The organism is Nitratireductor sp. XY-223 (genome assembly GCF_004959855.1).
Lineage (GTDB): Bacteria > Pseudomonadota > Alphaproteobacteria > Rhizobiales > Rhizobiaceae > Hoeflea_A.
Map to the genome: position 1 here is coordinate 17,655 of NZ_SPNT01000011.1, position 19,794 is coordinate 37,448.

Here is a 19,794-nt window from a genome sequence, read left to right on the forward strand (position 1 = left end):
CCATGATCAAGACCATACGCGGATATATCGGGGGCGCGGTAGCAGCCGCTCTCATAGTTTCGTCTCCGCTGCCGGCGCTGGCCCTGGACGACGCCGAAAAGGAGGAAATCGGGCAATTCATCAGAGAATACCTGATCCAAAATCCCGAAATCCTCTTCGAAGTCCAGGCCGCATACGAGGCCAAGCAGGAGAGCATCCAGCGCGAGCAGGCACGGCAGGTCATCGCTGATTCCCACGACGCGATCTACAACTCGCCGCACAACGTCGTCCTGGGCAACCCGGAAGGCGACGTGACCATTGTCGAGTTCTTCGACTACAATTGCGGTTTCTGCAAAAGAGCGCTCAAGGACATGGAGGAGATCATCGCGGAGGATCCGAATGTCCGGTTTATCCTCAAGGAGTTTCCGATCCTTGGCGACGATTCGATAGCCGCCCATCGCGTCAGCGTGGCGGTCAGGCTTGTCGCGCCGGAAAAATACGAGGAATTTCATCTTGAACTCCTCGGTGGCCGTGACCGGGCAACGGAGGTCAGCGCGATCGAGGTGGCAAAGCAGCTCGGCATTGACGAGGACAAGTTGCGCACGGCCATGGATAACGACTCCATAACCGAGAGTTTTCGCGAATCCTACATGATCGCGGACGGTCTCGGCATTTCCGGAACGCCTTCCTATATCGTCGGGGACGAAGCCGTGTTCGGCGCCGTTGGGATGCCCACGCTGGCCGGCAAGATCGCCAACCTGCGCAATTGCGAGAGCGCCACCTGCTGACCGCGCTTTGCCGTATTGACGGAACGGATCTTCCAGACCGACGCTTACGCGCCGGTTTTCACGTTTCGGTTAAACATCCAACAGTTTTTTAAGCCGGCGTCCAAAGGCGGGGCTTTTTATTCCGCATCGGTCCGTCTATATGTCTGTGACCCAAATTCCTCCAGGTGAAATACCATGGCCCGCACAGTGTTCGTCCTCAACGGACCCAATCTGAATGCACTTGGCATAAGAGAGCCGGGCATCTATGGCGGCGCTACACTTGGTGACATTGAAAAGGACTGCAACGACCTAGCCGGCTCGCTCGGATTCAAGGTCGATTTTCGACAGAGCAATCACGAGGGCGTGCTGGTCGACTGGCTCCAGGAAGCCGGAGAAAAGGCCGCAGGCGTCGCGATCAATCCCGGCGCGTACGGCCACACGTCCATCGCCTTGCACGATGCCATTCGCTCAATCGACATCCCGGTGGTCGAACTGCACCTGTCGAACGTCCACGCCCGCGAGGCGTTCAGGCACACATCGATGATATCGCCCGTTGCTGCGGGCGTGATTATAGGTTTCGGCCCGGGCAGCTACACGCTGGCCCTGCGGGCACTGGCTCAAATCTTGGAAAACTAAGAACAAGTTCGTATAGGACACGACCCGATGGCAACACGAAAAACAGGTATCGATCAGGATCTGGTACGCGACCTCGCCAACATACTGACCGAAACCGACCTGACCGAGATCGAAATCGAGCAGGACGACCTGCGCATCCGGGTCTCCCGGGCGGGCACGCCCGCGGCGCCGGCAACTCAGATCATTGCCCCTGCCCCGGCTCCCGCCGCCAGCACCAACGCGGCACCCGCCGCGGCCGCCGTGGAAGCACCGTCCGAAGGCGGCGTCAATGTCAACAATGCCGTCACGTCCCCGATGGTCGGAACAGCATATCTTGCGCCGGGGCCCGATGCTGATCCGTTCGTTCAGATCGGTCAGACCGTCGAAGAAGGCGATCCGGTATTGATCATCGAAGCGATGAAGACCATGAACCAGATCCCCGCGCCCAGGGCCGGCAAGATCACCGCGATTCTTGTCAGTGACGCACAACCGGTCGAGTTCGGCGAACCTCTGCTGGTAATCGAATAGGCCGATTGATGCTGTCAAAGATCCTTATCGCCAATCGCGGTGAAATCGCCCTGCGCGTGTTGCGCGCCTGCAAGGAACTCGGCATTGCCACGGTCGCCGTGCATTCAACCGCCGACGCCGATGCCATGCATGTGCGGCTCGCGGACGAAAGCGTTTGCATAGGACCGCCGGCGTCCCGGGACAGCTACCTCAACATCCACCAGATCGTTTCGGCCTGCGAGATTACCGGTGCGGACTCCGTGCATCCGGGTTACGGGTTCCTTTCCGAAAACGCCAAATTCGCGGAAATCCTGGAAGCCCACGGCATCACCTTCATCGGACCGACCGCTGAGCATATCCAGATCATGGGTGACAAGATCACCGCGAAGAAAACAGCCGAGGAGCTCGGCATTCCCGTTGTTCCGGGTTCGGGCGGCGAGGTCACGGACGAGCACGAGGCGGTGCAGATTGCATCCGAGATCGGCTACCCGGTCATCATCAAGGCCACGGCAGGCGGCGGCGGCCGCGGCATGAAGGTCGCCAACAATGAATCGGAACTCTCGCTCGCCCTTGCCACCGCGCGCACCGAAGCCGGCGCCGCATTCGGCAACGAGGCTGTCTATATCGAAAAGTATCTCGGCAAGCCGCGGCACATCGAAATCCAGGTGATGGGCGACGGTGCCGGCAACGCCATCCATCTCGGCGAGCGCGACTGTTCACTGCAGCGGCGCCACCAGAAAGTCTGGGAGGAGGCCAATTCTCCGGCGCTGAACGCGCATCAGCGCCAGGAAATCGGAACGATCTGCGCGGATGCCATGAAAAAGCTGAAATACCGCGGCGCCGGGACGATCGAATTCCTGTACGAGAAGGGCCAGTTCTATTTCATCGAGATGAACACCCGTCTGCAGGTCGAGCATCCCGTGACCGAGGCGATCACCGGCATCGATCTCGTCAACGAGCAAATCCGCGTGGCTTCCGGTGCCGGCCTTTCGGTTACGCAGGAGGAGGTGCGTTTCAACGGCCATGCCATCGAGTGCCGCATCAACGCGGAAGATCCGAAAACCTTCACGCCTTCTCCGGGGCGCATTACTCACTATCATCCGCCCGGCGGCCTGGGCGTTCGCGTCGATTCCGGCGTCTATCAGGGCTATTCCATTCCACCCTATTACGACAGCCTCATCGGCAAGCTGATCGTTCACGGACGCACGCGGGTCGAGTGCATGATGCGCCTGCGCAGGGCACTCGGCGAATTCGTCATCGACGGCATCAACACGACGATACCGCTGTTCATGGACCTTCTTGAAAACCAGGACATCGCCAATGGGGATTACGACATCCATTGGCTGGAGAAGTATCTCGATACCCAGTAAAGGGGCGCCCTCCTTCATCGGTCGATTTCTGCGACTCCTAGCAGCCGATGTGCCCTCGATTGCACCATGATTTTGGTATAAAACTACGGTTGGGCCGGGCGGGATGCCCGCTGACCTTGCATTGCTGTGCCGGTTGCGATGAACGGCTGCAGCAGGTCTCGTCAGCGATCAGAGCTGCTTTGGTCAAGTGACCTAGTGAACCGGGAATCAGACTGGACCATGCACAGGAGTGAGGACCGCCTCAACATCACTCCGCAGCTGCTGATCAAAGCCTATAGCTGCGGCCTGTTCCCCATGGCCGAGTCGGCCGAGGATCCCGAGGTCTTCTGGGTCGAACCCGAAATTCGCGGAGTCATTCCGCTCGATCAGTTCCACATCCCGAAAAGCCTTGCGAAAACCTGCCGGCAGAACCGCTTCGACGTGCGTATCAACACGGCGTTCAACGCGGTGATCGACGGCTGCGCGGAGCCCGGACCCGGCCGGCGCAAGACGTGGATCAACCGCACGATCAGGCGGCTTTATTCACAGCTCCACGACCTGGGGCATGCACACAGCGTCGAGGCGTGGCGCAACGGCGAGCTCATGGGCGGCCTTTATGGCGTATCGCTTCGCGGCGCCTTTTTCGGCGAAAGCATGTTCTCGCGGGAGAAGGACGCGTCCAAGGTCTGCCTCGTACATCTCGTTAAACGGCTGCGCCAGCGCGGGTTCGTCCTGCTCGATACGCAGTTCACGACCGAGCATCTCAAACGCTTCGGTGCCGTCGATGTTCCGAAGGAAACCTACGATTCGCTGCTCAGCGAAGCGATGATGCTCGAAGCCAGTTTCGCCTAGGGTGATCAGGTCGGCGGCGGGACGTCCGATTCCATCCGGCAATCTTTCAGCCAGACATCGTAGACCGCGTGGTCGACGGCGTTCAGCCCGGGTGAATCCGCGAACATCCAGCCGGTGAAAATCCGGCGGATCTTGCGGTCGAGCGTGATCTCGTCGACCTCGACAAAAGTCGTCGTTTTCGGCTTCTGCGTCTCGTCACGGCTGTAGCAGACCCGCGGCGTGACCTGCAGGGCGCCGAACTGAACGGTCTCGTCGATATAGACATCGAATGTGATGATGCGGCCGGTTATCTTGTCGATACCGGAAAACACCGCCACCTTGTTGGTGATGCGCGGGTCCTGCGCCGGCGCGAGGTCCTGCGACTCGACCTGGGCGAATGAGGTTCCCGGCATAACGGAAGTCAGGACCGTAAGCACACATGCCCCGGCGATCCTGCCGATCAGATTCAAGCGTGTCCGCATCAAGTCCCGAGGCTCCTACGATCCGGGCGTCCAGGCGTCATAGTCGCCGGTCACGCGCGGTCGGCGGGCGGGTGTGAGAATCGATCCCCTGGGCCGGTAGGCGGCCGCCGTGCCGGTATGGTTCGGCTCATGCGGCTTTTGCCAGTCCTTCGGCTCGTATGCCTCGTCGGCCGGCGAGACATCGGTGCGGTGATGCATCCAGCCGTGCCAGCCCGACGGAATGGCGGACGCGTCGGACTGGCCGTTATAGATGACCCATCTGCGGGTGCGGCCCTCGCTGTCCTTGCCGCCCTGATAGTAGACGTTGCCGAACTCGTCTTCGCCAACGCGGGTTCCCTTGCGCCAGGTATAGAACCGCGTTCCGGGTGTCGATCCGTTCCACCAGGTAAACACATGGAGCAGGAAATTCTTCATCGATATCCTCGTGCGGAATGCGGGTGTCTGACTTTGTCGCCTTATGCCCCGCCTGCGCCGCGTTGTCCAGTTGCAAGACCTATCTGGCGCCCCGATTGCGCCTATTCCGTGGCAAGTCGCTCAGCCGAGCGTTCGTTCCAGAATGAGCGCGGGCAGCCCGGAATCATCTTCGCCGCAATTGGCGGTTCGGCCGATTTCGACAAAGCCCTTTCTCTCATAAAAGGCGATGGCCTGCGCATTGGTCTCCTCGACCTCCAGCCGGACACGCTGCGCCTCGGGAAAGGAATCGATGATCTCGTCCATCAGCAGGCCGCCGGCCCCCTTCCCTTGTGCGTCGGGGAGCACATAGAGCTGGTGCAGATGGATGAGGCGGCCGTCCGCGGACGACGCGAAGGCCACCGCGCAAATCCGCTCGCCTGTATCGACGACGACGAACTCGCTGTTCGGCTGCGTCAACCGCGGTTTCAGCACTGCCACGCTGTGCCAGGCGTCGGTGATTTCCGTCACCTTCTCGACACCGTAGATCGGGTCATAGGTATCGTGCCAGGTCGTCACCAGCAGCGCATTGATTTCGGCCAGATCGCGCTCGCCGGCCGTTCTTACCCACATGGCTCTATTCGACACCCAGCTTCTTGCGCACCAGTGCATTGACCGCCTGCGGATTGGCCTTGCCTTGAGTCGCCTTCATGACCTGGCCGACGAACCAGCCGGCCATGGAAGGCTTTTCCTTCACCTGCTCGGCCTTGTCGGCATTGGCGGCGATTACCTCGTCCACCACGGCCTCGATCGCGCCGGTGTCTGTGACCTGTTTCATGCCGCGATCTTCGACAATGGCGTTCGGATCGCCGCCTTCAGTCCAGACGATTTCGAAGAGTTCCTTGGCGATCTTCCCGGAAATCGTGCCTTCCTTGATGAGATCGATGACGGCGCCGAGTTGCTCCGGCGTGACGGGTGTCTCCTCGATCGTGCCGCCGGCCTTGTTGAGCGCGCCCAGCAGATCGTTGATCACCCAGTTGGCTGCGATCTTGCCGTCGCGTCCGGCGGCCACGGCCTCGAAATAATCGGCAATGGATTTTTCCGACACCAGAATGGACGCGTCATAGGCGGAGAGACCCATATCGGCCATGAGCCGGTCCTTCTTATCGTCCGGCAGTTCCGGCAGGCCTTCTTTCAGGCTTTCGACAAAGGCATCGTCGAATTCGAGCGGCAGCAGATCGGGATCGGGGAAATAGCGATAGTCGTGTGCGTCTTCCTTCGAACGCATCGAGCGGGTCTCGCCCTTGCCCGGGTCGAACAGCCGCGTTTCCTGATCGATGCTGCCGCCGTCTTCGAGGATGGCGATCTGGCGGCGCGCTTCATATTCGATGGCCTGTCCGACGAAGCGGATTGAATTGACGTTCTTGATCTCGCAGCGGGTGCCGAAATCCTCACCGACCCGGCGCACCGAGACATTGACGTCGGCGCGCATCGAGCCTTCGTCCATATTGCCGTCGCAAGTGCCGAGATACCGCAGGATGGTGCGCAGTTTCGTCAGATAAGCCTTTGCCTCGTCCGAGGAGCGCAGGTCAGGCTTGGAGACGATCTCCATCAGGGCAACGCCCGACCGGTTGAGGTCGACATAGCTCATGGACGGGTGCTGGTCGTGCAGTGATTTGCCGGCATCCTGCTCCAGGTGAAGCCGCTCGATCCCGATCTCGATGTCCTCGAAGTTACCCTTCTTGTCGGGGCCGACCGATATGATGATATTGCCTTCGCCGACGATCGGGTCCTTGTACTGCGAAATCTGGTAGCCCTGCGGCAGGTCCGGATAAAAATAGTTCTTGCGGTCGAATATCGAGCGATGATTGATCTTCGCCTTCAGGCCAAGGCCAGTGCGCACGGCCTGGCGAACGCACTCCTCGTTGATAACGGGAAGCATGCCGGGCATGGCCGCATCGACCAGCGAGACATTGTCGTTCGGCGCGCTGCCGAATTCCGTCGAGGCGCCGGAAAACAGCTTTGAATTGGAGAGCACCTGTGCGTGGACTTCCATCCCGACGATGATTTCCCAATCACCGGTGGCCCCCGGGATCAGCCGCTTTGGGTCTGGCGTGCGCGTGTCGATTATCGTCATTTCGGAGCTTCTTGCCGCTTGATTTTCAAGGAGACGGTTGGGTTTCTTGAACCGCGATACCGGTTAAACCAATGCTCGGGCAGGTTCAAGCCTTTCTGCCGCAGGAACGTTGTCCATACCCGTCGCACGTCAACCGGGAATCGCGCAAAAGCTTGACATAAATCAAATTGTGCCGGTTTCAGCGGGCGTAATATCAGCATCGAACGGCAATGATGAACGGAGGGATAGCGATGAATTTTCAACGGTTTTTGTCCCGTATCGACCGTCATGCCGACCTGTTTGAGCGCATGACGGCCAAGCTCGGCCTGCGCAAGGATCTCGCCGAGCTGAACAATGTCGGGCCGATCTATCGCAGAGCCGCCATGCGGTGCCTGAGCTGTGACAAGGCCGGAGAATGCGAGGCCTGGCTGGAGACGCGCAACGAACCGGCAAATGCGCCGGAATATTGCCGCAACCGCGGCCTGTTCTCGAGGCTCAAGGCAGCGCATGCGCTGCACCATGAATTGAAATAGGCCCGACCGCTTTATCGGCGGCGGACCATTTCCAAACAGCTCCCTATGGGAGAGTATCCCTCAACTCGCCCCGGTCGTTAACGCGATCCGGGGCCTTTTTCTTGGTGCAAGCTTCCCACAGATCGGCGGCAAGGTGAAGCACGTGAGGGTTGCACGCCGCAACCGTTCCGGTTGCGCCGATGTTCCTTGAGGAAAATCGGGCGACCGGCTTGTCAACGGTCGCGACCGCCGTAAGATGGCGGTCGACATGGGCGCAAGCACCTGGTGTATTGCCCGAGCACATTGCCGATAAACCCTTGGCGGGGAATGACAAGTGGATATCAAGGCCGGGATGCGACGACTGAGAACACTGCCGGTTTTCCTGGCCGCCATCGCATTGTCGGGGTGCGGGCTCGGAACCGCGCCGATCCTCAATCCAAAGGGCCCGATCGCACTCGCCGAGCGCGACCTTTTGTTCACGGCCTTCTACCTGATGCTGATCGTCGTCATACCGGTCTTCGTGTTGGCGGCCGTGTTCGTATGGCGCTATCGGGCCTCCGGCGGTAAGGGCCAGTACAAGCCCGACTGGTCCTATTCGGCAGGTATCGACGCGCTGATCTGGCTGGTTCCCGCGCTGATCGTCGCGGCGCTTGGCTACCTTCTGTGGACGACCACCCACAAGCTCGATCCCTACAAGGCGATTACCGGGACGCAGAACCCGATCGAGGTGCAGGTCGTGGCGCAGGACTGGAAGTGGCTCTTCATCTACCCCGAATACGGAATTGCCACGGTCAACGAGTTGGCGTTCCCGCAGGAACGGCCGCTCTCGCTGCGCATCACGTCCGACACGGTCATGAACTCGTTCATGATTCCGGCGCTCGGCGGGCAGATCTACGCCATGGCCGGCATGACCAGCCGGCTTCACCTCATTGCCGACGAACCCGGGCAGTTCACCGGCCGCAACACCATGTTCAGCGGCGATGGATTCGCGGACCAGCACTTCCAGGCCTATTCGATGTCCAATAGCGACTTCGACAGCTGGGTGCAAAAGGTCCGCCAGTCCGAGACGGCGCTGGATCAGTCTGCCTACGCGACGCTCGCCGAGCCCAGCGTCGCGCACGGCGTTGAATATTATTCGTCTTACGAATCGGATCTCTTCGAGACGATCCTTGCGAAATACGCGGCGCGCCCTGCGCACTCGTCGACGATGACGGATCAGTAGGGACAATCCGGAGGAACGCATGCTCGGAAAACTGACGATCGATGCACTTCCGTTCTACAGCTGGGTCGCCATGGCCGGCGCGGGCGTGACGGTCTTCGGCGGCCTGATCGTCGTCGCGCTGATCACTTATCTGGGCGCCTGGCGCTACCTTTGGACCGAATGGCTGACCAGCGTCGATCACAAGAAGATCGGCATTATGTATATCGTGCTGGCGCTGGTCATGCTCATCCGCGGCTTCATCGATGCCATCATGATGCGCGCGCAGCAGGCTTTCGCCCTGAATTCAGACGGTTACCTGCCGCCCGAGCATTTCGAGCAAATCTTCACCTCGCACGGCACCATCATGGTGTTCTTCATGGCGATGCCGTTCCTGACCGGGCTGTTCAACATCGTCGCCCCGCAGCAGATCGGCGCCCGTGACGTCGCGTTTCCGTTCATGAACTCCATCAGCCTGTGGCTGACGGCCGCCGGCGCGGGCCTGGTGCTCGTATCGCTCGTCGTCGGCAAGTTCTCGACGGCCGGCTGGACAGGCTACCCGCCCTATTCGGGCATCGAGTTCAATCCCGGCGTCGGCGTCGACTACTGGCTCTGGGCGCTGCTCGTCAGTGGTGTCGGCAGCACCATGACGGGCATCAACTTTGTCGTGACCATCCTGAAGAAGCGCGCGCCCGGCATGACGCTGATGCGCATGCCGATGTTCTCGTGGACGACTCTGGTTGTCAGCATCCTGATCGCCTTCGCTTTCCCGGCACTGACCGTCGTCGCCATTCAGCTCGGCCTCGACCGCTATCTCGGCTTCCATTTCTTCACCAATGGCGACGGCGGAAACATGATGAATTTCGCCAACCTGCTTTGGATCTGGGGGCACCCGGAGGTCTACATCCTCATACTGCCCGCATTCGGCGTCTACTCGGAGGTCGTCGCGACATTCTCCGGCAAGCGCCTGTTCGGATACGATTCGCTCGTCTATGCCACCGGCTGCATCGGCATCCTGTCCTTCACCGTGTGGCTGCATCATTTCTTCACCATGGGCTCGAGCGCCAATGTGAACGCGTTCTTCGGTATCGCGACCATGATCATCGCAGTGCCGACCGGCGTTAAGGTGTTCGACTGGCTGTTCACCATGTTCCGCGGCCGCATCGTTTTTCACCCCTCGATGTACTGGACCATAGGGTTCATCGTCACCTTCGTCATCGGCGGCGTGAGCGGCGTGCTTCTCGCGCTGCCGCCGGCAGACTACCTGATGCACAATTCCACATTCCTCGTGGCGCATTTCCACAACATGCTCATTCCGGGCGCCCTCTTCGGCTATCTCGCCGGCATGAACTACTGGTTCCCCAAGGCCTTCGGTTTCAAGCTCGACGAGACCTGGGGCATCCGCGCCTTCTGGTTCTGGATCATCGGCTTCTACCTCGCCTTCATGCCGCTATACGTGCTCGGCTTCATGGGCATGGTGCGGCGGATGGAGCACTACAACGTCGCTGAATGGCAGCCCTATCTCATGGTCGCCGCAGTCGGCGCGGTCTTCGTATTGATCGGCATCGCCTGCATTGCAATGCAGCTCTATGTCAGCGTGCGCGATCGGGCGCAGGCGGTCGATGCGACCGGCGATCCGTGGAACGGTCGCACGCTGGAATGGGCAACCTCGTCGCCGCCCGCGCCGTACAATTTCGCGGTCATCCCGCAGGTCGAGGATATCGACGCCTTCGCCGACATGAAACGGCGCGGTGTCGTCGGCGTACACCCGGACCGCTACGAGGACATTACGATGCCAAAGAGCACCGGTGCCGGCGTGATGCTCGGCGCCGGCGGGTTTGTTCTCGGCTTCGCCATGATCTGGCACATCTGGTGGCTGGCGGCCCTCAGCCTCGTCGGCGCGGTCGCGATCCTCATCTACAGGGCCAGCAACGACGACGACGAGTTCACGATCCCGGCGACCGAGGTCGAGGCCATCGAGAACAAGCGTCAGTTCTCGACCCTCAAACTGCCGACCGACCTGCCGCAGCCGGGGACCGACCCCGCCGCAGAGCAACCGATGCCGGGGAACATCTGACATGGCGATGGCTGAGACAACCGCAGTGCACGACGAACCGGTCGCCCATCTCGGCGGCGGCGAGGAGTTCGAGGAACGCGAATTCGGCTTCTGGCTTTACCTGATGACCGATGCGGTGATCTTCGCGCTCTTGTTCGCGACCTATGTGGTCATGAGCGGCAACATCGCGTCCGGGCCTGACGCCAAGTCCCTGTTCAGCCTGCCGCACACGGCCGGCGAGACGCTGCTGCTTTTGTGCTCGAGCATCACCTTCGGCTTCGCCACACTTGCCTCGCTCGCCGGCCAGCGCGGCCGCGTCATCCAGTGGCTGATTGTCACCATCGTGCTCGGCGCCGGCTTCGTCGCCATGGAAATCATCGAGTTCGCAGGCATGATCAGCGCCGGCGCCGGACCGGGCACGAGCGGCTTTCTGTCGGCGTTCTTCACGCTGGTCGGCACGCACGGGCTACATGTGAGCCTCGGCATCGTCGGGATCGCTGTGATGACGGTGCAGATTTCCATGAAGGGGCTGACCAACCCGGTGCGCTCGCGGCTCTACCGGCTCGGCCTCTTCTGGCACTTCCTCGATATCGTCTGGATCGGGATTTTCTCGGTCGTCTACCTGCCGGGGGTTATGTGATGCAAAGACCGGCCGACACGCACACCCATAAAGCCTACCTGACCGGCTTCGTCCTGGCACTCATCCTGACGGTGATTCCCTTTGCGCTTGTCTGGGTTGGCGCCCTGCCCGTCCGTGCGACGCTGATCGTGATCGCGGTCGCGGCCATCATCCAGATGTTGGTGCACATGTACTATTTCCTGCACCTGAACTTCAGGACAACACCGCGCGACAACATGCTCGCGCTCGTCTTTGCCGCGGTGCTGATCTTCATCCTCGTCGGCGGCACGCTCTGGATCATGTTCGACCTGCACTACCGGATGATGGGCTGAAAGCCGAAGAAGCGGACCGCAAACGCGTTGCGCGGCTGCAACAGGTCGGGCGGCGGTAGAAAAAGACTTCGCCTCAATCTTCCCGCAAGCTCCGTGCGGTAACACTTCGTTAACCCCGATTCAAATAGGGTCGGGTTAAGGATTGTTAACGAAGATGACCGAAGTGCTAACCGACACCAAGCCCATTCGACTTAAAGGACGTTCCTTTCTGGCGCTCGTGCTCAGTCCAGAGCCGCCGTTTGACGACTGGCTGGCACGGCTTGACGATCTGGCCGCGAGATCAGCCGGCTTTTTCCTGCGCCGTCCCATCGTGCTCGATGTCGACGGCCTCGAAATGGACGGTGCTGAACTGCGGGGCCTGATCGAACAGCTCCGGGAACGGCACGTCCGCATCATGGGGATCGAGGGTGCTGATCCGACATTGCTTGGCAGTGACATGCCACCGGCCATGGCCGGCGGTCTTCCGGCATCAGACCTCGAAGAGCCGGATGAGGATGCACCGGAAATCGAAAGCGAACCAGCGGCGCCCTCGCTCATGGTGACGCAGCCGGTGCGCTCTGGGCAATTGCTGACATCGGAAGGCGATATCACCATTGTCGGTTCCGTGGCCTCCGGGGCGGAGGTCATCGCAGGCGGCTCGGTTCACGTCTACGGAACCATCCGCGGCCGCGTCGTTGCGGGTTCCATGGGCAACGACGCCGCGCGAATTTTCTGCCGCAAACTTGAAGCGGAGCTCGTCGCGATAGCGGGCTACTACAAGACATCCGAGGATTTTGAGGACGAGCTGCGCGGACAGGCCGTTCAGCTCTGGTTGGAGAATGAAGCAATCCTGGGGGACACACAGGGCTGAGCCGGCGGGCTGCCAATTAAGGAGAAGGATATGGGCAAAGCGATCGTGATCACATCCGGCAAGGGCGGCGTTGGGAAAACTACGTCGACGGCTGCCATCGGGGCCGCGTTGGCGCAAAGAAACGAGAAGGTCGTGGTTGTCGATTTCGACGTCGGCCTGCGCAATCTCGATCTTGTCATGGGCGCGGAACGGCGGGTGGTCTTCGATCTGATCAACGTGATCCAGGGAGAGGCCAAGCTGTCGCAGGCGCTGATCCGCGACAAACGCCTGGAAAACCTCTTCCTGTTGCCGGCGTCCCAGACGCGCGACAAGGACAAGCTGACGCCCGAGGGCGTCGAGCGGGTCATCACATCGCTCAAGAAGGCCTTTGACTGGGTGCTTTGCGACAGTCCGGCCGGGATCGAGCGCGGCCCGACCCTGGCGATGCGCCACGCGGACGCCGCCATCGTGGTCACGAACCCGGAAGTCTCCTCGGTTCGCGACTCGGACCGCATCATCGGCCTGCTCGATGCCAAGACGGTCAAGGCGGAACGCGGCGAACAGATGGAAAAGCACCTGCTCCTCAATCGCTACGACCCGATGCGGGCGGCGACCGGCGAGATGCTGAATGTCGATGACATGCTGGAGATCCTGTCGATCCCGCTTCTCGGCATCATTCCGGAAAGCACGGACGTCCTTCGCGCCTCAAACATTGGCGCGCCGGTCACGCTGGCGGACAGCCGCAGCGAGACGGCAAGGGCCTATTGCGACGCGGCACGGCGCCTCTCCGGCGAGGCCGTACCCATTACCGTACCAGGGGAAAAGCGCGGATTCTTCGGAAAATTCTTCGGAAGGAAAGCTGCATGAACATACTCCGTTTTTTCGGAAGGCGAAGTTCGGCCTCCGCAGCCCGTGAGCGGCTGCAGGTCCTGCTCGCCCATGAACGAGCGTCAATGGGTGGCACCGACCTTGTGGAAATACTCCGCGAGGAGATTATCGATGTGCTCTCCAAGCATGTGCAGATCGAAGGCCGCAAGGTCCATGTCAAGATGGAGCGCGGCGCCCAGGTCTCGACGCTCGCCGTCGATATAGAAATCCCGTTCGACACGGGCGTGCGGGCGGCGTAAGCCCGCCAGGTCACCAAGCTCGGGCGACAACGGCAAATGAAAAACCCCGCCAAATTGGCGGGGTTTTCTGAATTGCACGGGTGCGTTGTCAATCGGTCGCTATCACGGCCAGGAAAACCGCCAGCTGAGACCGGCCTGCACCTTGTGGGTTTTGTAGTCAACCGATGACGCTCCGAGATGGGTGAAGTTACCTGTACCGAAATCGGTGTAGAGGTATTGCACCCTTCCGGCGATGTTCTGAGTGAACATGTACTCACCGCCAGCGCCCACGTTCCATCCGGTCAACGTATCGCTGTCCGTACCCCCTGCGATCGGCGTGTAGAATGTTTCCAAATTCGTAAACGCTACACCACCGGTAAGATACAGCAGCGCCTGGCCGGTGCTGTAACCCAGCCGACCGCGGACTGAAGCGTCCCAGTCCTGTTCAATTGTGTAGGTCTCACCACCGCCGCCACCGGAAAGCGCGGTAGCACTAATGTCCATCCAGTTTCCGTCGGCTTCAACACCGGCGACAATGGATGGTGTCAGCTGGAAGTTATATCCGACATATCCACCGCCAACAAATCCAGATGTGTCATTGCTGAAATTCGAAGGATATGCCGGGATATCAACCGTTGCATCTGTCCACTGGCCGCCCAGCTGAATGCCCAGATACAATCCGGTCCAGTCTGTCCCCTGAGCAACGGGTGCTACTGGCGCCGCCTCAGGTGCAACAACCGCATCCGCAGCGTATGCCGTCGTGGCAGCAAGGGCGCTCATCAAAACACCCGTCAGAATAGCTTTGCGCATAAGAAACCCCCTAAACGCACAAAATCGATAGACCGAGTTTTACTGGGCTACCAGAAAGTTGCAATAGAGGAAGCGAACGCAGAAGTTGAGAATTCACTTGTGTTGCCAATTTGAGACACGGCAAAAATAGGCACCCATGAGCCCTTCGTTTCTATCTGCTTAATATTTATAAATATTCATTGTTTGCCGACTTTCTATGCGAATGCGCCGCCGGATGCGCGGAGTAACGAAGTATTAATTTCCCTTAACGGTAGAGATATCGAAAAGGCACCTACGTGCGCGGTAAAAACGAATCGTATATTGCGGTGCCGTTAAGTAAACAACTGTTTCAAATGGCGATGCGGACGGCACTGCCCGCTCCGGGAGCAACGGCGCCGCTGTATTGCACATATTTCGATTTGAAATGGTGCGGTCGAGAAGACTCGAACTTCCACGGGTTGCCCCACAGCGACCTCAACGCTGCGCGTCTACCAATTCCGCCACGACCGCACGTGGTAGAAGCCGTTACCGGCGCGCCGCATGTACCAAATAGCCTGTAGCGAGACAAGGGGCTGTGACGTTTTTTTGTCCGCCTTCGCGGGCTCCCGAAACAGGCCCCCAACGTTCGGCACACAATGGGCCTTGCACTGCGACGCCGCGCGCGCCAAATAGGCATCGAACAGGGATATTCCACGCGAACACAATGCAGCGCAGCGACATCGAGACCGGCTTCTTTGCAACCGAGGGATCGCCACCGGTGCGCTGGCTTGTGGCACCCGGCCTGACCGACTACGGCGACGCGGTGGATTTCATGGAAGAGCGCGCCGAAGCGATCGCCAGGGGCGGCGCAGACGAGCTTGTGTGGCTGGTCGAGCATCCGCCGCTCTATACGGCCGGTACAAGTGCCGACGAATCGGATCTTCTGTCGCCGGGGCGCTTCCCCGTCCACCGGACGGGACGCGGCGGTGAATACACCTATCACGGGCCGGGGCAGCGCGTCGCCTATGTGATGCTCGACCTGAAGCGGCGACGCTGCGATGTCCGGGCATTTGTATCGGCGCTGGAAGCCTGGGTGATCGACACACTCGCCGGCATGAACATCCGGGGCGAGCGCCGCGAGGACCGCGTTGGCGTCTGGGTGGCGCGCCCGGAGCGGCCCGCCCTCCCCGACGGCACTGCCGCAGAGGACAAGATCGCCGCCATCGGCATCCGGCTGCGCCGCTGGGTCAGTTTTCACGGCATATCGATCAATGTCGAACCGGATCTCGAGCATTTTTCCGGTATCGTGCCGTGCGGCGTCACCGCACACGGGGTGACCAGCATCGTCGACCTCGGCCTGCCGGTGACCATGGCCGACACAGACATTGCCCTGCGACAATCCTTCGAAACGATCTTCGGTCCGACCTCGGACTGATCGCCTAGAAATGCTTGCCGGCCTGGAACGGACCGATGCGCGTCGAGGCGGCAACCAGATAGGCGGTCGACCAGCCGATCAGCACGAAACCGCTGAGGCCTTCCATGCCGGCCATCAACTGCCATTCCTTGGTGATGAGGGCATCGCCATATCCGAGTGTCGAAAATGTTATGGCGGAAAAATAGAGCGCATCCGAGATATTTTCGATGGCGCCGGCCAGTTCGTAGACCACCGCCCAGATCCAGATCTCGACGGAATGCACCAAGATCAGCCCGTGAACAAGGATCACCATCGAAATGACCTTGCTGCGGAATTCGTGTATCGGGTGCAGTCCCGCAACACGGTTCATGACGTTCGCGATTCCGACCAGGCCCAGCGTGTGGACCAGGACCGTCAGCGACACCACGGCTGTTCCCAGTATTATATCCGGCAGCATGAAGACCCACCCCCAGTTTCCCTGTTTTGATCGTGTGCGTTGGTTGGCACAAATCCCATAAGGGCGCAAATACATCGGCATTCGGCAGATATTTGACGGAATCAAGAAACAATGCGCCAACCGGCGGGACTAATAATGCCCCGTGCGGACGGAAGGACGACCCGGTGCTTTTGCACACAGCGGTGCGTAACGGACATAATGACGCGCGCACCGACATTTCCTTTCGCAACCGTCCTGCTTTGTCATAAACCGTGACCGCAAGCCGTCGGTAGCAGGAGCGCAACAGGAGCAGCATATGTCGACCCAATTGGATATCTCCGTCGAACATCCGGACTACGATACGCTCGGCGGCCGGATCTCGCGGGCGCGCGACGCGCTCGACCTGACCACATCGCAGCTGGCACGCCGGCTCGGCGTCAAGACCGATACCGTTCACGCATGGGAGACGGACCGGTCGGAGCCGCGCGCCAACCGGGTCACGATGCTCGCCGGCGTTCTCGGCGTATCGCCGACCTGGCTTTTGAACGGCATCGGCGAAGCGCCAAACCTGCCGGTGGTACATTCGGAACTGCGGGTCCTGGTCACGCAGTTGTCGAAACTGAAAAAATCCCATGAAGCGATGGGCCACATGATCGAGGCCATTGAAGCCGAAGCGAGGCGGGTGTCGCAGCAGATCGGCGAATGATCGACTGCCGCCAACGCCATTTTTTTCCGGCGCGCCTATTGAGGCATCGCACGCGTTTTGACAGTGTGCCAGTCTGGCAGAACGAATGATACCGACTGAGGGAGGAAGATATGGACGTTCGCGCAGCACTGGCGGTCGAGGCCGGCAAACCGCTTGAGATAACCACCGTGCAGCTCGACGGTCCGCAGGCCGGCGAAGTTCTCGTCGAGATCATGGCGACCGGCATCTGCCATACCGACGAATTCACGCTCTCCGGCGCCGACCCGGAAGGTATTTTCCCCGCCATCCTCGGCCATGAGGGCGCAGGTGTCGTGCGCGAAGTGGGTCCTGGCGTAACCGGTCTGAAACCCGGCGATCACGTTATACCGCTTTACACGCCCGAGTGCCGCGAGTGCGAGTACTGCCTCAACCCGAAGACCAATCTGTGCCAGGCCATCCGCGCCACCCAGGGACAGGGCCTGATGCCGGATGGCACAAGCCGTTTCTCCATGAACGGCGAGAAGATCTTCCACTACATGGGCACGTCCACCTTCGCCAATTTCACGGTGCTGCCCGAAATTGCCCTGGCGAAAATTCATCCGGACGCGCCATTCGACAAGGTTTGCTACATCGGCTGCGGGGTCACGACCGGCATCGGAGCGGTCATCAACACGGCGAAGGCCGAACCGGGATGCCGCGCGGTTGTCTTCGGCCTCGGCGGCATCGGCCTTAATGTCATCCAGGGCCTGCGTCTCATCGGTGCAGAGATGATCGTCGGCGTGGATCTCAACAATGACAAGAAGGAATGGGGCGAGAAGTTCGGCATGACCCATTTCGTCAACCCGTCCGAGGTGGAAGGCGATCTGGTTCCCCACCTGGTCGACCTGACAAAAGGCGGTGCCGATTACTCCTTCGAGTGCATCGGCAATGTGAACGTCATGCGCGACGCGCTGGAATGCTGCCACAAGGGCTGGGGCGAATCGATCATCATCGGTGTGGCCGGCGCCGGACAGGAGATTTCCACCCGCCCGTTCCAACTGGTGACCGGCCGTTCCTGGCGCGGCACCGCATTCGGCGGCGCACGCGGCCGCACCGACGTTCCGAAGATCGTCGACTGGTACATGGAGGGCAAGATCGAGATCGATCCGATGATCACCCACACGCTCAGTCTCGACGAAATCAACAAGGGTTTCGACCTCATGCACGCGGGCGAGTCCATTCGGTCGGTGGTCGTCTACTGACCGGGGAATGGACGCAAAGCCGGTCATATACGTCGATGCAGACGCCTGCCCTGTAAAGAACGAGGTTCTGAAAGTGGCGGAACGTCACGGGCTGCCTGTGACTTTTGTCGCCAATGGCGGCCTTCGCCCGTCACGGGACTCCATGGTCCGTAACGTGATCGTATCGGCCGGTTTCGATGCGGCGGACGACTGGATCGCCGATCATGCCGGCAACAGCGATATCGTCGTTACAGCAGATGTTCTTCTCGCCGGACGGTGTGTCGAGGCGGGCGCCGGGACGTTGAGCCCGTCCGGCCGGCTTTTCGATGAAACATCGATCGGCATGGCAACGGCGATGCGCAACCTCAACCAGGACCTCCGGGAGGCCGGCGAGATCCGCGGTCTGAACGCACCGTTTTCGCAGCGCGACCGGTCCAGCTTTCTCGAGGCGCTTGACCGGTTGGTCCGCAAGAAGATCCGGGAGGGCCATTCATGAGGATGTACGGCGCGGAGGTTTCGTATTTTTCCGGCAAGCTGCGCGCCTATCTCGACTGGAAAGGCTTGGACTACGCTGAGATTCCGGCAAGCCGCGATGTCTACATCCACAAGATCCTGCCCAATATCGGCTGGCTGGTCATCCCGGTCATCGAGCGCGACGACGGCGCCTATATGCAAGATACAACCGAAATCATCCGCCGTCTCGAGACCGAGGTCCCCGAACCGCCGGTTCTGCCGGCCGGGCCGATTCAGGCGCTGGCGTCGATGATCCTCGAGCTCTACGGCGACGAATGGCTGGTGCTTCCGGCGATGCACTACCGCTGGAACCACAACCGGGACTTCGCCATTGCCGAATTCGGCGCATTGTCCGCCCCCGATCTCCCTCCGGAAGAGCAGCGCGCCGTGGGTGAACGGATCGCCAAGCCCTTTGCCGGCGCCCTGCCGGCCCTCGGCATCAATCCCGCGACGACGGAGGCAATCGAGGAAAGCTACCTTGCGCTGTTGCGCGAGCTCGAGCGCCATTTCAGCGTCCACGACTATGTTCTTGGCCGTGCCCCGTCCCTGGGCGACTTTGGCCTGTTCGGGCCGCTTTACGCGCATTTGTTCCGCGATCCGGAATCCGGCGCCCTGATGCGCAGCAAGGCGCCGGCCGTTGTCCGCTGGGTCGAACGCATTCGCAGTGCAGCCGACCGCGGACGGGCGATGCAGGGCGGTACCGATGCCGTCCCGTCGACACTGTTGCCTATTTTGCGGCGGGCCATGAGCGAGCACCTGCCGGTTCTGTTGGACACAGTGGAACAGGTCGCGGCGTTCGCACATTCCGCTTCGGACCGTAATCTTCCCCGCGCCATCGGTTTTCACAGCTTCCGGATCGGCGATGCGGCAGGTCAACGGGCTGTGTTTCCTTACGTGCAGTGGATGCTGCAGCACGTCGTCGATAAGATACAGTCCGTGCCGCCTGATGAGCGGCCCGCGGTCGTTCGGTTCCTCGAAGACATCGGCGCGGGCGCCTTGGCTGAGCTGCGATTCAAGACTCGCGTCAGACGCCAGGACTTCCAGCTGGTTCTCGACAATTAACCGCAACT

General features: G+C 60.5%; 24 protein-coding genes and 1 tRNA gene. 18 read left to right on the forward strand and 7 right to left on the reverse strand.

The genetic code is table 11. The features are described from left to right. The first annotated feature begins 2 nt into the window (after positions 1–2). The 5 genes from E4M07_RS24630 (at position 3) to aat (ending at position 4,069) form a co-directional block, all read left to right on the forward strand. A complete protein-coding gene (locus E4M07_RS24630) occupies positions 3–767 on the forward strand; it encodes a DsbA family protein (RefSeq protein WP_136661080.1) in 765 nt (254 codons plus the stop codon). A 174-nt stretch (positions 768–941) separates the two neighbouring features. After that, positions 942–1,382 (forward strand): type II 3-dehydroquinate dehydratase, encoded by a 441-nt coding sequence (aroQ, locus tag E4M07_RS24635; protein ID WP_136661081.1) that lies wholly within the window; start codon positions 942–944, stop codon positions 1,380–1,382. Between the two features lie 27 nt (positions 1,383–1,409). Beyond that, positions 1,410–1,889: an acetyl-CoA carboxylase biotin carboxyl carrier protein gene (gene accB / locus E4M07_RS24640; protein WP_136661082.1), complete on the forward strand. Its 480-nt coding sequence runs from the start codon at positions 1,410–1,412 to the stop codon at positions 1,887–1,889. A gap of 8 nt (positions 1,890–1,897) precedes the next feature. Next, positions 1,898–3,238, forward strand: a complete 1,341-nt coding sequence (gene accC, locus E4M07_RS24645) for an acetyl-CoA carboxylase biotin carboxylase subunit (RefSeq protein ID WP_136661083.1) — start codon at positions 1,898–1,900, stop codon at positions 3,236–3,238. A 219-nt stretch (positions 3,239–3,457) separates the two neighbouring features. Then, entirely contained in the window at positions 3,458–4,069 is a 612-nt protein-coding gene (gene aat / locus E4M07_RS24650) for a leucyl/phenylalanyl-tRNA--protein transferase (RefSeq protein WP_136661084.1), read from the forward strand. A 5-nt stretch (positions 4,070–4,074) separates the two neighbouring features. Here aat and E4M07_RS24655 read toward each other — a convergent pair whose 3' ends face one another. The 4 genes from E4M07_RS24655 to gatB form a co-directional block, all read right to left on the reverse strand. Continuing rightward, on the reverse strand, positions 4,075–4,461 hold the full coding sequence (locus E4M07_RS24655) for a DUF2155 domain-containing protein (RefSeq protein WP_136661143.1): 387 nt from the start codon (positions 4,459–4,461) through the stop codon (positions 4,075–4,077). 84 nt (positions 4,462–4,545) lie between these two features. Continuing rightward, a complete protein-coding gene (locus tag E4M07_RS24660) occupies positions 4,546–4,944 on the reverse strand; it encodes an NADH:ubiquinone oxidoreductase subunit NDUFA12 (RefSeq protein WP_136661085.1) in 399 nt (132 codons plus the stop codon). A gap of 120 nt (positions 4,945–5,064) precedes the next feature. Beyond that, positions 5,065–5,553, reverse strand: a complete 489-nt coding sequence (locus E4M07_RS24665) for a GNAT family N-acetyltransferase (protein WP_136661086.1) — start codon at positions 5,551–5,553, stop codon at positions 5,065–5,067. Between the two features lie 4 nt (positions 5,554–5,557). Next, positions 5,558–7,057 (reverse strand): Asp-tRNA(Asn)/Glu-tRNA(Gln) amidotransferase subunit GatB, encoded by a 1,500-nt coding sequence (gatB, locus tag E4M07_RS24670; RefSeq protein WP_136661087.1) that lies wholly within the window; start codon positions 7,055–7,057, stop codon positions 5,558–5,560. 230 nt (positions 7,058–7,287) lie between these two features. On the opposite strand from gatB, the gene E4M07_RS24675 reads away from it, so the two are divergent. The 8 genes from E4M07_RS24675 (at position 7,288) to minE (ending at position 13,709) form a co-directional block, all read left to right on the forward strand. Beyond that, positions 7,288–7,569 (forward strand): DUF6455 family protein, encoded by a 282-nt coding sequence (locus tag E4M07_RS24675; RefSeq protein WP_136661088.1) that lies wholly within the window; start codon positions 7,288–7,290, stop codon positions 7,567–7,569. A gap of 331 nt (positions 7,570–7,900) precedes the next feature. Continuing rightward, positions 7,901–8,770: a ubiquinol oxidase subunit II gene (gene cyoA, locus E4M07_RS24680; protein WP_136661089.1), complete on the forward strand. Its 870-nt coding sequence runs from the start codon at positions 7,901–7,903 to the stop codon at positions 8,768–8,770. A gap of 19 nt (positions 8,771–8,789) precedes the next feature. Continuing rightward, a complete protein-coding gene (gene cyoB / locus E4M07_RS24685; RefSeq protein ID WP_136661090.1) occupies positions 8,790–10,823 on the forward strand; it encodes a cytochrome o ubiquinol oxidase subunit I in 2,034 nt (677 codons plus the stop codon). 7 nt (positions 10,824–10,830) lie between these two features. After that, complete coding sequence (cyoC, locus tag E4M07_RS24690) at positions 10,831–11,442, forward strand: cytochrome o ubiquinol oxidase subunit III (protein ID WP_206057395.1); 612 nt, start codon at positions 10,831–10,833, stop codon at positions 11,440–11,442. Beyond that, on the forward strand, positions 11,442–11,753 hold the full coding sequence (cyoD, locus tag E4M07_RS24695; RefSeq protein WP_136661092.1) for a cytochrome o ubiquinol oxidase subunit IV: 312 nt from the start codon (positions 11,442–11,444) through the stop codon (positions 11,751–11,753). Before cyoC ends, cyoD begins: the two co-directional genes overlap by 1 nt. 154 nt (positions 11,754–11,907) lie before the next feature. Continuing rightward, the gene (gene minC / locus E4M07_RS24700) at positions 11,908–12,603 is read left to right on the forward strand and encodes a septum site-determining protein MinC (RefSeq protein ID WP_136661093.1); all 696 of its coding nucleotides are present in this window, start codon (positions 11,908–11,910) and stop codon (positions 12,601–12,603) included. Positions 12,604–12,633: 30 nt separating this feature from the next. Next, positions 12,634–13,449: a septum site-determining protein MinD gene (gene minD, locus E4M07_RS24705; protein WP_136661094.1), complete on the forward strand. Its 816-nt coding sequence runs from the start codon at positions 12,634–12,636 to the stop codon at positions 13,447–13,449. After that, positions 13,446–13,709, forward strand: a complete 264-nt coding sequence (minE, locus tag E4M07_RS24710; RefSeq protein WP_136661095.1) for a cell division topological specificity factor MinE — start codon at positions 13,446–13,448, stop codon at positions 13,707–13,709. The genes minD and minE overlap by 4 nt, the downstream gene beginning before the upstream one ends. Before the next feature lie 102 nt (positions 13,710–13,811). Here minE and E4M07_RS24715 read toward each other — a convergent pair whose 3' ends face one another. Both E4M07_RS24715 and E4M07_RS24720 read right to left on the reverse strand, forming a co-directional pair. After that, entirely contained in the window at positions 13,812–14,498 is a 687-nt protein-coding gene (locus tag E4M07_RS24715; protein WP_136661096.1) for an outer membrane protein, read from the reverse strand. Positions 14,499–14,902: 404 nt separating this feature from the next. Further along, positions 14,903–14,987: transfer RNA gene (locus tag E4M07_RS24720), tRNA-Leu, on the reverse strand. A 193-nt stretch (positions 14,988–15,180) separates the two neighbouring features. Here E4M07_RS24720 and lipB point away from each other — a divergent pair. Then, positions 15,181–15,891, forward strand: a complete 711-nt coding sequence (lipB, locus tag E4M07_RS24725; protein ID WP_136661097.1) for a lipoyl(octanoyl) transferase LipB — start codon at positions 15,181–15,183, stop codon at positions 15,889–15,891. 4 nt (positions 15,892–15,895) lie between these two features. On the opposite strand, the gene E4M07_RS24730 is transcribed toward lipB, so the two are convergent. After that, complete coding sequence (locus E4M07_RS24730) at positions 15,896–16,327, reverse strand: potassium channel family protein (RefSeq protein ID WP_136661098.1); 432 nt, start codon at positions 16,325–16,327, stop codon at positions 15,896–15,898. 295 nt (positions 16,328–16,622) lie between these two features. Between E4M07_RS24730 and E4M07_RS24735 the strand changes: the two genes are divergently transcribed. The 4 genes from E4M07_RS24735 (at position 16,623) to E4M07_RS24750 (ending at position 19,786) form a co-directional block, all read left to right on the forward strand. After that, complete coding sequence (locus E4M07_RS24735; RefSeq protein WP_136661099.1) at positions 16,623–17,012, forward strand: helix-turn-helix domain-containing protein; 390 nt, start codon at positions 16,623–16,625, stop codon at positions 17,010–17,012. 110 nt (positions 17,013–17,122) lie between these two features. Beyond that, a complete protein-coding gene (locus E4M07_RS24740; protein WP_136661100.1) occupies positions 17,123–18,232 on the forward strand; it encodes an S-(hydroxymethyl)glutathione dehydrogenase/class III alcohol dehydrogenase in 1,110 nt (369 codons plus the stop codon). A gap of 7 nt (positions 18,233–18,239) precedes the next feature. After that, positions 18,240–18,707, forward strand: coding sequence for a YaiI/YqxD family protein (locus E4M07_RS24745; protein WP_136661101.1), 468 nt, complete (start codon positions 18,240–18,242; stop codon positions 18,705–18,707). Next, on the forward strand, positions 18,704–19,786 hold the full coding sequence (locus E4M07_RS24750) for a glutathione S-transferase family protein (protein WP_136661102.1): 1,083 nt from the start codon (positions 18,704–18,706) through the stop codon (positions 19,784–19,786). The genes E4M07_RS24745 and E4M07_RS24750 overlap by 4 nt, the downstream gene beginning before the upstream one ends. Positions 19,787–19,794 lie beyond the last annotated feature (8 nt).

Excerpts from the sequence above, each read along its gene's own strand:
- E4M07_RS24630 (WP_136661080.1), top strand. The coding sequence starts at position 3 with ATGATCAAGACCATACGCGGATATATCGGGGGCGCGGTAGCAGCCGCT.
- aroQ (WP_136661081.1), top strand. The coding sequence starts at position 942 with ATGGCCCGCACAGTGTTCGTCCTCAACGGACCCAATCTGAATGCACTT.
- accB (WP_136661082.1), top strand. The coding sequence starts at position 1,410 with ATGGCAACACGAAAAACAGGTATCGATCAGGATCTGGTACGCGACCTC.
- accC (WP_136661083.1), top strand. The coding sequence starts at position 1,898 with ATGCTGTCAAAGATCCTTATCGCCAATCGCGGTGAAATCGCCCTGCGC.
- aat (WP_136661084.1), top strand. The coding sequence starts at position 3,458 with ATGCACAGGAGTGAGGACCGCCTCAACATCACTCCGCAGCTGCTGATC.
- E4M07_RS24655 (WP_136661143.1), bottom strand. The coding sequence starts at position 4,461 with ATGCCGGGAACCTCATTCGCCCAGGTCGAGTCGCAGGACCTCGCGCCG.
- E4M07_RS24660 (WP_136661085.1), bottom strand. The coding sequence starts at position 4,944 with ATGAAGAATTTCCTGCTCCATGTGTTTACCTGGTGGAACGGATCGACA.
- E4M07_RS24665 (WP_136661086.1), bottom strand. The coding sequence starts at position 5,553 with ATGTGGGTAAGAACGGCCGGCGAGCGCGATCTGGCCGAAATCAATGCG.
- gatB (WP_136661087.1), bottom strand. The coding sequence starts at position 7,057 with ATGACGATAATCGACACGCGCACGCCAGACCCAAAGCGGCTGATCCCG.
- E4M07_RS24675 (WP_136661088.1), top strand. The coding sequence starts at position 7,288 with ATGAATTTTCAACGGTTTTTGTCCCGTATCGACCGTCATGCCGACCTG.
- cyoA (WP_136661089.1), top strand. The coding sequence starts at position 7,901 with ATGCGACGACTGAGAACACTGCCGGTTTTCCTGGCCGCCATCGCATTG.
- cyoB (WP_136661090.1), top strand. The coding sequence starts at position 8,790 with ATGCTCGGAAAACTGACGATCGATGCACTTCCGTTCTACAGCTGGGTC.
- cyoC (WP_206057395.1), top strand. The coding sequence starts at position 10,831 with ATGGCTGAGACAACCGCAGTGCACGACGAACCGGTCGCCCATCTCGGC.
- cyoD (WP_136661092.1), top strand. The coding sequence starts at position 11,442 with ATGCAAAGACCGGCCGACACGCACACCCATAAAGCCTACCTGACCGGC.
- minC (WP_136661093.1), top strand. The coding sequence starts at position 11,908 with ATGACCGAAGTGCTAACCGACACCAAGCCCATTCGACTTAAAGGACGT.
- minD (WP_136661094.1), top strand. The coding sequence starts at position 12,634 with ATGGGCAAAGCGATCGTGATCACATCCGGCAAGGGCGGCGTTGGGAAA.
- minE (WP_136661095.1), top strand. The coding sequence starts at position 13,446 with ATGAACATACTCCGTTTTTTCGGAAGGCGAAGTTCGGCCTCCGCAGCC.
- E4M07_RS24715 (WP_136661096.1), bottom strand. The coding sequence starts at position 14,498 with ATGCGCAAAGCTATTCTGACGGGTGTTTTGATGAGCGCCCTTGCTGCC.
- lipB (WP_136661097.1), top strand. The coding sequence starts at position 15,181 with ATGCAGCGCAGCGACATCGAGACCGGCTTCTTTGCAACCGAGGGATCG.
- E4M07_RS24730 (WP_136661098.1), bottom strand. The coding sequence starts at position 16,327 with ATGCTGCCGGATATAATACTGGGAACAGCCGTGGTGTCGCTGACGGTC.
- E4M07_RS24735 (WP_136661099.1), top strand. The coding sequence starts at position 16,623 with ATGTCGACCCAATTGGATATCTCCGTCGAACATCCGGACTACGATACG.
- E4M07_RS24740 (WP_136661100.1), top strand. The coding sequence starts at position 17,123 with ATGGACGTTCGCGCAGCACTGGCGGTCGAGGCCGGCAAACCGCTTGAG.
- E4M07_RS24745 (WP_136661101.1), top strand. The coding sequence starts at position 18,240 with ATGGACGCAAAGCCGGTCATATACGTCGATGCAGACGCCTGCCCTGTA.
- E4M07_RS24750 (WP_136661102.1), top strand. The coding sequence starts at position 18,704 with ATGAGGATGTACGGCGCGGAGGTTTCGTATTTTTCCGGCAAGCTGCGC.